16 protein-coding genes and 1 pseudogene are annotated in these 12,024 nt (G+C 64.1%); 3 read left to right on the top strand and 14 right to left on the bottom strand.

Annotation, left to right across the window (positions count from 1 at the left end; all coding sequences use genetic code 11):
* The 10 genes from ACO1BU_RS33455 to ACO1BU_RS33410 all read right to left on the bottom strand — a co-directional run.
* On the bottom strand, positions 1-790 hold a 790-nt coding region (locus ACO1BU_RS33455), incomplete at its 3' end, for a hypothetical protein (protein ID WP_424140256.1).
* Positions 791-866: 76 nt separating this feature from the next.
* The gene (locus tag ACO1BU_RS33450; protein ID WP_424140255.1) at positions 867-1,307 is read right to left on the bottom strand and encodes a hypothetical protein; all 441 of its coding nucleotides are present in this window, start codon (positions 1,305-1,307) and stop codon (positions 867-869) included.
* A complete protein-coding gene (locus ACO1BU_RS33445; protein WP_424140254.1) occupies positions 1,307-2,143 on the bottom strand; it encodes a glycine-rich domain-containing protein in 837 nt (278 codons plus the stop codon). Before ACO1BU_RS33445 ends, ACO1BU_RS33450 begins: the two co-directional genes overlap by 1 nt.
* 9 nt (positions 2,144-2,152) lie before the next feature.
* A complete protein-coding gene (locus tag ACO1BU_RS33440) occupies positions 2,153-2,749 on the bottom strand; it encodes a YmfQ family protein (RefSeq protein ID WP_424140253.1) in 597 nt (198 codons plus the stop codon).
* A gap of 3 nt (positions 2,750-2,752) precedes the next feature.
* On the bottom strand, positions 2,753-3,871 hold the full coding sequence (locus ACO1BU_RS33435) for a baseplate J/gp47 family protein (protein ID WP_424140252.1): 1,119 nt from the start codon (positions 3,869-3,871) through the stop codon (positions 2,753-2,755).
* Positions 3,872-3,874: 3 nt separating this feature from the next.
* On the bottom strand, positions 3,875-4,321 hold the full coding sequence (locus ACO1BU_RS33430) for a phage GP46 family protein (RefSeq protein ID WP_424140251.1): 447 nt from the start codon (positions 4,319-4,321) through the stop codon (positions 3,875-3,877).
* On the bottom strand, positions 4,321-4,812 hold the full coding sequence (locus ACO1BU_RS33425; protein ID WP_424140250.1) for a phage baseplate assembly protein domain-containing protein: 492 nt from the start codon (positions 4,810-4,812) through the stop codon (positions 4,321-4,323). The genes ACO1BU_RS33430 and ACO1BU_RS33425 overlap by 1 nt, the downstream gene beginning before the upstream one ends.
* A 9-nt stretch (positions 4,813-4,821) precedes the next feature.
* Positions 4,822-6,414, bottom strand: a complete 1,593-nt coding sequence (locus ACO1BU_RS33420; RefSeq protein ID WP_424140249.1) for a phage tail tip lysozyme — start codon at positions 6,412-6,414, stop codon at positions 4,822-4,824.
* Positions 6,415-6,926: 512 nt separating this feature from the next.
* A complete protein-coding gene (locus ACO1BU_RS33415; RefSeq protein WP_424140248.1) occupies positions 6,927-7,496 on the bottom strand; it encodes a phage tail assembly protein in 570 nt (189 codons plus the stop codon).
* Between the two features lie 27 nt (positions 7,497-7,523).
* Positions 7,524-8,744: a phage baseplate assembly protein gene (locus ACO1BU_RS33410; RefSeq protein ID WP_424140247.1), complete on the bottom strand. Its 1,221-nt coding sequence runs from the start codon at positions 8,742-8,744 to the stop codon at positions 7,524-7,526.
* A 105-nt stretch (positions 8,745-8,849) separates the two neighbouring features.
* Here ACO1BU_RS33410 and ACO1BU_RS33405 point away from each other — a divergent pair, with 105 nt between their 5' ends.
* Together ACO1BU_RS33405 and ACO1BU_RS33400 are read left to right on the top strand one after the other, a co-directional pair.
* Positions 8,850-9,143, top strand: a complete 294-nt coding sequence (locus tag ACO1BU_RS33405) for a type II toxin-antitoxin system HigB family toxin (RefSeq protein WP_424140257.1) — start codon at positions 8,850-8,852, stop codon at positions 9,141-9,143.
* Entirely contained in the window at positions 9,143-9,514 is a 372-nt protein-coding gene (locus ACO1BU_RS33400) for a helix-turn-helix domain-containing protein (RefSeq protein ID WP_424140246.1), read from the top strand. Before ACO1BU_RS33405 ends, ACO1BU_RS33400 begins: the two co-directional genes overlap by 1 nt.
* Positions 9,515-9,547: 33 nt before the next feature.
* Here the strand turns inward: ACO1BU_RS33400 and ACO1BU_RS33395 are convergent, their stop codons facing one another.
* The 3 genes from ACO1BU_RS33395 to ACO1BU_RS33385 all read right to left on the bottom strand — a co-directional run bounded on the left by ACO1BU_RS33395 (position 9,548) and on the right by ACO1BU_RS33385 (position 10,867).
* Positions 9,548-9,958 (bottom strand): hypothetical protein, encoded by a 411-nt coding sequence (locus ACO1BU_RS33395; RefSeq protein ID WP_424140245.1) that lies wholly within the window; start codon positions 9,956-9,958, stop codon positions 9,548-9,550.
* Entirely contained in the window at positions 9,958-10,608 is a 651-nt protein-coding gene (locus ACO1BU_RS33390) for an antA/AntB antirepressor family protein (protein WP_424140244.1), read from the bottom strand. Before ACO1BU_RS33390 ends, ACO1BU_RS33395 begins: the two co-directional genes overlap by 1 nt.
* Positions 10,609-10,690: 82 nt before the next feature.
* Positions 10,691-10,867 (bottom strand): Arc family DNA-binding protein, encoded by a 177-nt coding sequence (locus ACO1BU_RS33385; protein ID WP_424140243.1) that lies wholly within the window; start codon positions 10,865-10,867, stop codon positions 10,691-10,693.
* A gap of 129 nt (positions 10,868-10,996) precedes the next feature.
* Here ACO1BU_RS33385 and ACO1BU_RS33380 point away from each other — a divergent pair, with 129 nt between their 5' ends.
* Positions 10,997-11,521 carry a toxin-antitoxin system HicB family antitoxin gene (locus ACO1BU_RS33380; RefSeq protein WP_424140242.1) on the top strand — a complete coding sequence of 175 codons (525 nt, stop codon included), beginning with the start codon at positions 10,997-10,999 and terminating at the stop codon, positions 11,519-11,521.
* A gap of 393 nt (positions 11,522-11,914) precedes the next feature.
* Here ACO1BU_RS33380 and ACO1BU_RS33375 read toward each other — a convergent pair.
* Positions 11,915-12,024 (bottom strand): annotated as a pseudogene (locus tag ACO1BU_RS33375) (IS5/IS1182 family transposase); the annotation flags it as partial.

Genomic DNA, 12,024 nt, shown 5'->3' with positions numbered 1-12,024 from the left:
CGCCGTCGATCGTCTGCGTGATGACCGTGGCGTCGCCGTTCAGCGTTGCGGCGTAGGGGGTGGCGCCGAGAAGTTGGCGCGCCACCTCCACCCGCGCCTCCTGCACGGCGGCGGCGGTGGTGGTGACGGTCTCGGCGTTCCTGGCCGCCTCGCCTGCCGCAGTGACGACCGCCTCCCGGTTCCCCGCCACCTCCACCCGCGCCTCCTGCACGGCGGCGGCGGTGGTGGTGACGGTCTCGGCGATGGGCTGGACGACGGCGGTTGCGGCGTCGAGCACAGCCTGGCCGGAGAGCGCCTTCGTCTCGCCTGTTGGGGTGACGTAGAGCACCATTCCACCAGCATCGAGATCGCTGCCGGCTTCGAGCTGGTTCACCCGGAGCGCAGAAAGCAAGGCGCCCGAGCTGGTGGTCAGCGCGTCCTTGTTCTGGGTGGTCCAGATTGCCCCGGGCGGAATAGTTATATCGGCCGGACCCTCGTAGACCTCGAAACGAAACCATTCGAGTTCGCGTGCGGGCGTCTCGCACTTGGCCCGAACTGCCCATGGACCATCGACGTCCACCTCGAACGCTCCCCGCCACATGGGGGGAGGCGTGCCGGCCTCCCCCACGCCGTCGGTTTCAAACATCGAGCCGTCTGGCCGGACCCAGAGGAAGGTGACGCCATCAACCGCTGCGGGCTTCAGGTCATAGCCCCGAAACACAGCAACGACATTGGCTGTCGAGCCAAGCGGAATACGAGCCGGCTGGGTCCTATTGGTGATGACCTGAACGGCTGCCTGAATTGCGTTCATTCAGCACCTCGCAAGCAGGTATCGCCGCGCAGCCCGGAGGCGCGCGGTCGGACGGATTGAATTGTCGGGTGAGTGGTTAGGCTTGGCTCGCGGCCAGCAGTTCGGCGGCGCGCTCTTCGCCTACGGCCTGGACAATGCCAGATCGCAGCGCCTCGTACTCAGGCCAGTTGCTTTCGAGGATCGTGCTATCGTTGAACAGACGGCGCAGGCGCACCGGGGCGGCGTTCAGTGCCGCCTCAAGGGCCTCGGCCTCCTCATCCGTGCAGCGGCGCCAGATGTCGGATTTGAGAGTGCGGACGATCGCCTCGGAGGGCGGCGCCTCAGGGGCGGGCGGCGCGCTGAAGGCGCTGCCGTCATAACGCCAGCCCGAAGCTGGGCGTGGGCTGAGGTCGGTAATCTCGACCCAGTCGCCAATACCCACCAAGATATCGACGCCGGGGACGATCTCCATCCTCTCCGGCTGCTCGAATGCATCGGCCGCGACGCCGTCCTGAACGCGGATCCAAGTGCGTGTCATCAGTACAGGATCTCCACCAGGCCGTTGCCGCCGTTGCCGCCCGTGTTTGCGCTGCCGCCACCACCGCCACCGCCGACAATATAGCCGCCAGTACCTGCGCCGCCCGAATTTCCGTAGCTGCCGATGGTGGGCATGAATGGCGCCGCGCCGCCGCCACCCCCGAGGTAGGTACCGCCGATATTCTGGCCGCCGACGCCTCCAGCACCCAGCAACGTGAGATGCCCGCCGGAACCGACGCCACCACCACCGGCCGCTACGGACGCCGTGTTTGCCGTTACCGTGCTGCCACCACCACCACCACCGGAGGCACTGTTGAAGGCGCCGAAGGCGGAGGACCCGCCTGCACTGCCCGGCACGTTCACAACGAGAGCACCGGCCCCGCCGGAACCAACGACGATGTTGATGACCTGTCCCGGCGTGACAGCGAAGAAGCCTGCCGAGAAGCCTCCACCACCGCCGCCCGCCGCAGCGCCGGGGCCCGCTGCCGCGCCACCACCGCCGCCGGCGCCCCAGACACGAGAGCACACGCGGTAGACGCCGTCGGGGACAGTCCAGGGTGTGGTGCCGGGGGTGCCGAAGGTTTGCGCGCGGCGGCCGATGGTGGAGATGGCCTTCAGGAGCTGCGTAACGTTGGTCCCGGTGTCATCCAGGGTCTGGCCGGACCCTAGAATAGCGTTCTTCAGCTCATTGATGAGGATGTTGAGAAAGTCCTGGTCGACAATGCTCGCCTGCTGCCCGGCACCTGGGTCACCTCCAGTGAAGTACCCAGGTGTTCCGACAGCAGCAGACGGGGTCGGCAGGTTCGTGACCTGCGTCCCATTAGCCAAAAGCCGCATGGCTGCTCCTCAAACGTATTGGAAAAGAAGAACCGTGTGCGCTGGCGCCAACGAACGCAGCTGGCATTCCAGGACATCGTTGCCGAAGGTACGCAGCCGCTCTCCGGCGGCACTTTGCCCCGCCCGGAAGGGCGTCACCGTGGTTTCGGGTGCCTGGATCGCCCAGGCATGGGCCCAGGCCGCGCCGTAGAGGCGATCTCCAGCCCGGAGCAGGCCGACGCGCGCCGGTGCGTACTCCTTGACCGAGATGCCGTATCCGAGCTTTGCCGCCACTTCGATGAAGTAGGGTACGCTCTGCCCGCCCGTCGCGGTCAGCCGCGCCACCACCTGCGCGCGGCGCTGCTGCAGCGAAGGTGACGGGCCGGCGCAAGGATCGGGAAGGCCGAGCGACGCCTCCCACTCGGGCAGCAGCTCATAGGCGGTGCCCGGAAAGGCGTCAGTGAGCAGGTTGTTATCGCGCGCTAGCAGCCGCTCGTAGGTGGGCACCAGGGCGGCGATTGCCCTGGTCTGAACCGCATCCTCCTCGTGGGGCCACACGCGGCCACGGGGCATCAGGCGCTGGAACAAGCCCAGCAGGTGTGCCGAAGTTAGGTACAGACGGGGCATGGGCTAGCTGGACAGGGTCACAGTGCCGAGCGTCGGCAAGCTGCCCAGCGGCGTCGTCACAGGACCCGAGGGGGATAGCACCGTGAAGTGCTTCATGCCCAAGACGCTCCGGATCGCATCGTTCCAGTCCGACGGGTAGATGGTCGCCCCAGTGGGGTCTCCCAGCCGTCGGAACATATCCTCGAGCGCCTCCTCGACAGCGGATTGCGTGTCGTCGTTAGTGGAGGACACGTCGTCTAGCGCGAAGTCGATGGACTGCGCGTTTGGCGCGACCGAGTAGACCAGCGCGGTCACCGGCCGCAGAGGCTGGATGTGGTTTGCCACGGCCAGCTGATCGCCCGTGGCCGGGACGCCACGAGGCTCATCCGTCGCGACACCGTCTGTGCCCTGCGGGAATCCCCCATCGGCTGCGTTTGCCTCGTCGAACATCGTGTAGACCACGACCGTTCCCGCGCCTGCCCCATTCGGGTTCACCCAGGCTCGCGTGACGCCGGCAACTTCCCTGGCCCAGCGCTTGTAGTCAGTCTCCGCACCGCCCTGAGGAGGTTCCGAATACACTTCCAGGTAGCGAGTTTTGTAATCAGCCTCGCTCTCCTGGTCGGCGCCGCCGCTGATGTCAGCGGTGCTCACGGCCTCGGACGCCAGGCCGGTGATGCCATTGGTCAGATAGAACTTCGTGCCAGCATCGGCATTGCCATTCACCCCAGGCTCGACAGCCTGGATCGTGAGGTCCGCCGCCCCTCCGGCCGCGACCGTTGTCGGGGCTGTTGTGGTGTAAAGGACGCCGTCCGCCCGAGTGATGCTGGTGCCGCTCGGCACGGACGTCCCCACCGTACCCGGCCAGGAGAGAGGGCCAGACGCCGCTGTCGCGTCCTTGCGCTCCACCCCCTTGAGCTGCCCCCAGCCCGCGGCGAATTCATCCTCCGCACCCCATGGCGTGGCCTGCTTCGCGATCCAGTCCTGGTAGTCGTAGTGGAGATAGGCAAAGCCAGCCATCACCCAGGACATGACCCGCAAGACGGAGCGGCGGAGCAGGCCGTCAACCCCGGTCAGGTCTGAGTTATTGATGTCCTGTAGCGCCTGCTGCCGGAGTTCCAGCAGGGTCGGCCTCGCGTAAGGCATGCTTCAGATCCCGTCCCACGCCCAGGCGAGGTTGAAGGTGGTGAGGTTGCCATTCGGCTGCGTGATGCTGATGGCCACGGCGATGGTGGTTGCATTCAGCCAGCCGGTGTTGACCGTCAGGGAGGCCGCAACGCCGTCGTCCAGCAGCCATTGCAGTGCTTCGGCGCAGGTCTTCTTGACCTCGGCAAGAAGGGTCGTCCTGCCGAACTTCTTGGCCCGCTCGTACTGCCATAGGCGGGAGCCAATCTGCTCCCCCTCATAGGTGTCGGCCCACCAGCCGCGACGGTCGGTCGTCCCGTCGGTCGGCACGAAATCCGGTGCCGCGCGGCGGTCGGTGAAGAGGCTGACCAGCACCGCGCTCTTAAGACCGCCATCGATAGCTAGGCTGCCATCGGCGATCTTCCAGTCGCCGCGCCCGAGCGCCTTGTCCCACTCGATGACGATGTCCATCAGGGGCCTCCCGCCCGAAGGCCGCCGGTCAGGTGGGCGGTGGTCATCTTCTGGGTCGGAGGCGAGCCATTCGCCGGATGGGTGTGCTGGTTGAAAAGCTCCATGAACACCTCGGTCACCAGCTTCCGCAAGGCCTCGCCGGGCGCGCTGATATGGATCGTACCGTCGTTGGCACAGAAGACGCGGCTGCCAAACAGGTCGTACTGCAGAGACTGCCCAGGGCTCAGCCCAGTGGGGCGCGATGATTGGTGCAAGGTGCCGACGATCACCCCGTTCGAGGTGTCGCCCGCCATGGAGAGCCGCACGACCATGGAGTTGATCGGCGCCGCAGACGAAAACCCGAAGTGGTGAACCACCGGCACGCGGTCGATAGTTTGCAGGTCGTTAATCTTGACCTGAGCCTGCTGGACCTTGCCGCCGTCATCTGGAGCGGTCGACAGCCAACCAGAGCCGGCTGTGTGCTGGACGCGACGCCGAAGATGCTCGGACATGCCGGCCATTCACGGTGCCCCAAGTACGAGAGGAGTGGATACACGGGGAGCCGGTGTGTCGACGCCAGATGACGCCGATCGGACACGGGCGGTAACACCGGGCGGCAAGTTCCCGACGATCTCAACCTGGACCCGCTGAGTAGCGGCCCCCACCGGACCGGTGCGGCCTACTCCTTCAGCAAGTTGCCGCGGCGCGCCCGCCGCCTGGGACGGCGTCGGAACGGCAGGCGAAGCGATCCGGATCGGAGACCCGCCAGGGCCCAGCCGCCGCAGGATGTCCTCGGCGGTGGCCGCCCTGTCCCGCTCGTTGGTAGCGCGGTCAGCCGGGCGCTCGTAGTAGGTCGAGGCAAGCGCACCAGCCTGTCCCGCAGACCGAGCGCCTTGGATCAGGTCCCCTGCCCGGCGCTCGGCCCCCTGTATCGCCTCCCAGAACTTAAACGCGACCTGATCCTCGAACGAACTGCCGCGGATATCGCGCCCGGACCACATCCGGAAAGCCGCCTGTCGGTCAGGATGCCACTGCGCGATGCCATAGGCAGCGCCTCGATCCCCCACGGCGTTCGGATCAAAATTGCTCTCATGCCGGGACTGCGCAGTCATCCCAGCCGCCGCTTCGGCGCTCCACCCACGAGACCTGTAGTAGTCGAATTCATATCGTTCGCGGGCTTGCCGCTCGGCGCTGGTCGGAGCTGGAGCGGGGCGTGGCCGGTTGCGTAGATACTCCTGGTTCTTCCGCTCGCTGAACTCTCGGTCCTCTCCCCCGGCGCCGCCCAGAAGACCAAGGGGAGCAAGAAAGGGAACCGCGCGAAGCAGCCATCCCCCAACACCAGTAAGAGCCGTCGCCACTCTCACGACGTTCGCCAGCATGCCTAGGAACTTTGCCCCGAGCCACAGCTCGAAAAGGGTGGTGGTGACCTTCACCCATCCTCCGAGACCCTGAACAGCATCATTCACGCCCTTGAGGAAATCGCCTGTACCCTTGGTCACTCCCTCCCAGTCTATCGACTTCAGAAACTCGCCGAACCTCTGCACGGCCTCGACGATCCCGGTCTGAATCCAACTTCGGTTGGCAATGAGCCACTCGTCCATCTTCGTAAGAATGTCGGTCAGTACGGGAGAGACACCGCTAGCGATCGTGTTGCCCATGTTCCGCAGGGTGAGTGTCAGACCACGTTCCGCGTATTCGAGCTTATTGGCTCGGTCGATGTCCCCTTGAGTGGTGATGCCGCGCCTTTCGGCCTCTAGGCGCAGCAGCCGAATGCCCTGGGCCCCCTTCTCCAGAATGGGTAGAAGCTGAACGCCAGCAGCCCCAAAAGCCTGGGTCGCGATCCGGGCTCGGGTCATAGGGTTCGGCACCCGCGCGATATTGTCCGCGATCTGCTCCATCACCTCGACAGTGGGGCGCGCCTCAGTCGAGGTCTTTTTCCAATCCACTCCGCTGAGCGAGTTGAGGAAGGTTTGAAAGGCCGGGTTCCTGTTCCAGACTGCGTCGTTGAGGTTCTGGCCCAGAGATTGCAGTCCGTTGGCCATAGCCTCAGCCGACGATCCGGCAAGGACGGCCGCCCCTTGGAGAGCCGTCAGCCGCTCCACGGGAACGCTCATGTTCCGGGCATCCCGCCCGAGCTGGGCCGTCGCCGCCCCCCACTGCTGTGTGAGACGCGCAAGACCGGCAATGCTTGCCGCCGACGTCAAGGCGCCGAAGGCAGGAACAAGCTGGCCAATGCGCTGGAAGGCGAAGCCAGCCTCCCGCCCCATGCTGTTCAGCCCAGTCGAGATCTTATCCAAGCCGGTGAGCTGCGTCAGCCGGGCAAAGGATTTCTGCGCCCTCTCGACTGGAGCATTGATCGCCGCTAGCCGCCGGTTGATACCATCGATGATCCGCGTGGCCTGATCGGTAGCGGAAATGACGACGCTGAAGCCCGCTGCCATGTTCGCTCCTTACGCGCCGGAGGGCTGCGTCCGTTTGGCTCTTTCGGCCGACATCCGATTTGCTTCGCCCAGCCACCATAGGAGGCGCGTCCCGGTGATGCCCCACCCAGAGCCGGGGCCGTCGGCGGGCCACGAGTAGAACCGGCTCAACTCCGCGATGATCTCGCGATAGTTCGATGGCCAGGCTAGGTGAAAGACTGAAGGTACCGGCTGGCCTCATCGAGCACGCGAACTGGCAGGTGCTGCACCACGGCCTGATCAATGCCGGCGCCCCGCGCGACGAGGCGGATCTGGTACCGGCGGAGGTTCTCCGGGTTATTCCCGCCCTTCAGGGCTTCCTCCGCAAACTCGACGTCGCCCGCCGTCGGCTCCTTCAGATCCAGGGAGTGATAGTCGATCCCATTCACGGTGATCGTGGACTTCAGCTCCAGAGATAGCTGGTCAGTTCGATCATCCGCCCATGTGTCGCGAGCGTCGTCGGGCCTTTCCGTGAAGGTGCGGAGGAAGGCGATGGCCTCCGCCTGCTTCGAAACCGGAAGCTTCTTGACGACCTCCCGAGGCACTCGCGCCGTTTGGAATATCAGGTCCACATCGTGCGCCCGCATGGTGTGCGGCGCGATCTGATCCCGGACCTGCCTCGCTGCCGTGAGGCATTGCAGAGCCGTCGGCTCCCGGAGGGTTATTTCCGTGTACTTCCTTCCCTCGTACTCCACCGGAGAGGTTAAGGAGATCGTGTGTGTGTCCTGGTCAGGCATCTCGCCTCTCTGGTCTAACGATAGGTTCTACTGGGCTTGGGCGCCGCCCCGCCCGGGTTGCGAGCGGTAGATTTCCTGGTCCACGGTGGTCAGTGTGGATGGCGGCGGCTCCACGGCTTCCTTCGGCATCAGGATCAGGTCGGCATGGGTGCCGGTCTCGTCCCGGCGATATGTGACGTCCGTGATGAGCCAGTTCACATTGCTCAGCTTCAGTGCGGGCGCGTTCACGGGAGCGAGGAAGTTCGGCTGCCACAGCCTTCCCGCGGCGTCCCGCCAGCTATCACATGTGATCTGCACCAGCTGGGATCGGCCAATGCGCCGGTTCATCTCCCATTCGGCACGGGCCTGCCCGATATCGACACTATCCACCGTCTGATCAGAGACGATGATGCGTGGCCGGAAGCGCGACACACCCGCGTCCGTGGTTTTGCCGTGCAGCAGGCCCTGCGGCCCGCCGACGGCAGTCCGATCCTCCCGGTACTGGTCTGTCGAGAGCCAGACGACATAGTAATGGCTGAACCTTTGATCAGCTGAGAACAGGGCGGTTGCCGCCTCGATGTTCACGCCGAGTTCGAAGCCGCTCGACATCTTGTCCGTGCCGGCCTGTGCGAGAACCAAGTTTCCCGCCGTGTCCTCATAGGCCAGCAGCTTCTTGTAGCTGGCGATCCGGTCGATGATCTCGAAGGCGGTCTCGCTCAGGATGACGTTGAAGGCCGGAATCGGATTACCGGCCTCCTCGTTTAGCTTGGCGACCGTGATTCCGAACGGCTTGGCAAGATCACTGGCAATCCGGAAGGCGCTTGCAGCATTGATGCTGGTCGCGAACACGTCCGGGGCGGAGACGCCCGCAGAGCAGTCCACAAGCGCCGCACATTTACCCCGCCCCTGGATTCGGACGGTATGGCTTCCCGGCTCGATGGTGAGCATGTGCCGGTCCACGTAGCCAGTGATCACCACGTCAGCGCCGACCTTCAGGACACATTCGGAGCCGGAAGCGATGGCAACCCGTTCAGCTTGCCCGGGGAAAAGCTCCGTCAGGGCGATGTCAAAGTCCGAGGGCATACGCTCGATGCCCCTGGACACCCGGATTGCTGTCCAGCCCCCGAACGCCTTTCCATCGATGACGAGGGTGACATCGTCGCCCCCTTTGTCCCCGCGAGGTGTGCTGCCGTTGGCCGGGTCGGGGCTGATAGCGGGCGCCTCGACCGAGACTTCTGGGACCTCGACGGGGGCCTGCTCCTCAGCCATCTGGCCTCCAAACGAAAAGGGCGCCCCGGATGGGACGCCGCCATTTTGTTCCCGAGCCGGGAAATAGTTCTTGTTCCCGGTTTGGGAACTCGCTATAGAGTGCCTATGCGGATCATCGCCAAGCGGACGTTGCGGGATTTCTGGGAGAAGAACCCCCAGGCTCAGGCGCCGCTCGAAGTCTGGTTCCGCATCATCAGCAAGGCTGATTGGAAGGGGCCGGCCGATGTGCGCGCCGCCTTCCGCTCCGCCGATTTCGTGGGCGACAACCGGGTGATCTTCGACATCCTGAACAACCGATTCCGGCTGATCGCTCACATCGCCTACCGCCACCACACGGTGCTGGTGAAGTTCGTCGGCACCCACGCTGAGTACAACAGGATCAACCCGGAGGACGTGTGATGGATGTACGCCCGATCCGAAACGAGGCGGACTACGACTGGGCACTCTCCCAGGTGGAGCCTTACTTCAATAACGAACCTGACCCCGGCAGCCCCGAGAGCGACCGCTTCGAAGTGCTCGTCGCCTTGATCGAGGACTACGAGGCGAGGCGCTGGCCCATCGGACTACCGGCTCCGCTTGAGGCGATCCGCCATTACATGGACCTTCGTGGCTTCAACCAGACCGATCTTGCAATGGCCCTGGGCTCCCGCTCCCGGGCATCTGAGGTGCTGTCTGGCAAGCGCGAACTGACCCTTGATCAGATCGGCCGGCTTCACGCTGCCTGGGGCATTCCTGTTGAATTGCTCATACCGGCCAAGGCGGCAGCTTAGGGAAGGGCCGCCACCGGGCGGCCCCTCGGTATCTTACGCCATTCCTACCCTAAGCCGGGCGAGATCCTTCAACACGGACCATGCGGCTACCTCGCCGAAGGTCATCTCCGCCTCGGGCTGCGCCAGCATCTCCCAATAGGTCCAGACACAGCGTCCCTTAGCCGCAGCGCCTTCGAGAGTGAGCGCAGGCAGCGCGATTACGCAATCCAAGGCGTCGTAGGACACATCGCCAGCGGCGTCCCAGGCAGCCAACGCCGCCTTCTCTTCTGGACTATCAGATGCCGCACGATAGATAGCGAGCAGCTGATACTCCTTGGCCGCAGCAGCCCTATACCGCTCGCAGGCAGCGAGCAGTGCCGCGTCGGGATGAGGCGGGCTGGCGGCAGCGAGCACCATGGCCGCACCCGGTACCGCGAACGCTGCGCGGCGGGAGAGGACGGGCATCAGTGGGTGCCCTCTGAGTAGGGCACCGTGATGGTGATAGACCCCCGCTGCTCCTGCCTTTTGGCTAACTCCATCTCGTACTGAGCCACCGCCCCGAGCATATAACGCGGCGGGATGGCATATCCCTGGTTCCACATGGCCCAGCGCATCATGACAACGCCCCCGGCCTGCTTGTAGGCCAGGGCGTCCCGGTGCCGCTGCCGACGCTCCTCTAACGGCAGGGCCAGCCATGCTGCCCAGGCCGGGTCCATGGCGATAACCTCGCCTGTCGGGTTCACGGTGCCCTGGCGGATACCGCCCTGGTCACCATGGACCTTCCGCTCGCACTCGATGAAGTACTCCCGGACCTCGTAGCCCCGGTCGGTGTTCGCCATCATGGCGATGTGCTTCGCCGCGTCGAGGGTGAACCAGTAGGCCATCGTCGGACGGCCTCCCTGGGGGTTTTCCCCCTGGAGGGGGAAAACCTCCCCTCGGTAATCCCGATCCGGGTGGAGACGAAGACGGGTGATCTGCTGCTTGGCCCAGTCCGTGAAGTCCTTCCGGACCCCCAGGGCGCCATGCAGATCCCGAGCATCGACGCTCTGGACCCGGACGCCACCAATCACCTGTTCCATCACGGGCACGAGGCCCTTATGTTCCGCTGAACTCATAGCCGATTTCCTTGCTTGGTCGGTTGTGAGGCCCTTCCCCGCCTGCCAGGGCGGTTAGGGCGCGAGATGCCGGCGGCGGCGTTTAGGTCTGCAACTCCCGCTCCGCCGCCGGCTGACCGCCCCCGAGGGGGCGGGGTTGCTGGACGCCCAGACGGGCCAGTTCCAGCAGGAACTCAATCTGCGAATTCACACTGCGATCGTTCTCGCGCGCGACCTGCTCCACCCACCCCTTCAAGGGCCGGGGGAGACGCAGGGTCATTCGGGCGGCTGCTTTGGTTACTGCCATGTCCTCCTCTCCGTGACGTCAGTTCTGACGCCATTGAGGGAGAATGATAGGCGTCAGTTCTGACGTCAAGCCATTTCCCGGATCGTGCGCTAAGGTGACGTCATGGATGACGACGTACGATTCACTCTGCGCCTGCCGGCTGCCCTTCATGCCCAACTGGCCGAGGCAGCCGAGAGGTCTTCGTCCTCGCTCAATAAGTTCATGACGGATTCGCTCGCTGAGAGAGTGGGCGGACCAACCAGTATTCTGGTCGCTCTCCGTCAGGCCGATGCCGCGATTCGAGCTGCACGCAGCCTGGTACGCAATGAAGACCACACATTAGCGCTTCTTAGGCGAGACAACGAATACCTTGAACAGGTCCAACTATTTCTTCTGCGTCTTCTCGAAGAAAAAGGCGTGCAGAAAGATCAAATTGACAAGGCTTGGGACGCGCATTTCGAAAATGCTTCCAAGGAACTCAGAAATCGGAAGAAACCAGAAATCCTCAAACACGAGCGCGAAAGGCTCGAATTCTTGCAAGAGCGATTGGAAAGAGAGAAGTCCAGACCTGAACCAAATCTCGTCAGCACCTATGAAAAACGCATCGAGGATCGGATGCGGCTGATCGCAGATCTAGAAAAGGACTAGCCCCATGCGCCGGATCGCTGTTGTTGCTCTTCTCGCGATGCTTGCTAGCTCCGCTGCTCTTGCTCAGCCCACCCCGCTCTCCCCTCCGCTCACAGCCGGTGCCAAGTCATTTCGCGCTGAAATGGCCGTGACCGTTTCCGGCGGAGACAAGCCGCTCATTACAGTTCGCACCAACCTGCCGGATGGTGCGCTGGCGTCGGTCGTGTTCACCAACCCCAATCGTCTGTTCGGTTTCAATGCTGCAAAAGTGCCCGTGCGGTCTGGCGGTTTCCGGGTTGGCCCCATTACAGATGAAGGGGCCAGCCTATCTCCCGGCATGTACAGCCTGAATATAACTGTGGCGACACTGGATCAGCCTGCCGCTGTGTTGAACGTACTAAGGTCCGTTGACATTCATCGCGATGCGATGATGGCCGCGGCGAGGCTGATGCTGGCGCGGAAGCTGGTGTCGGTCTTGTCGTAGCGGGTGGCGATGGCCCTGAACTCCTTGAGCTTGGCGAAGA

It is taken from the genome of Roseomonas chloroacetimidivorans (genome assembly GCF_049629625.1).
Lineage (GTDB): Bacteria > Pseudomonadota > Alphaproteobacteria > Acetobacterales > Acetobacteraceae > Roseomonas > Roseomonas chloroacetimidivorans.
The sequence above is the reverse complement of the archived record's forward strand: the minus strand, read 5'-3'. Positions and strand labels throughout refer to the sequence as shown.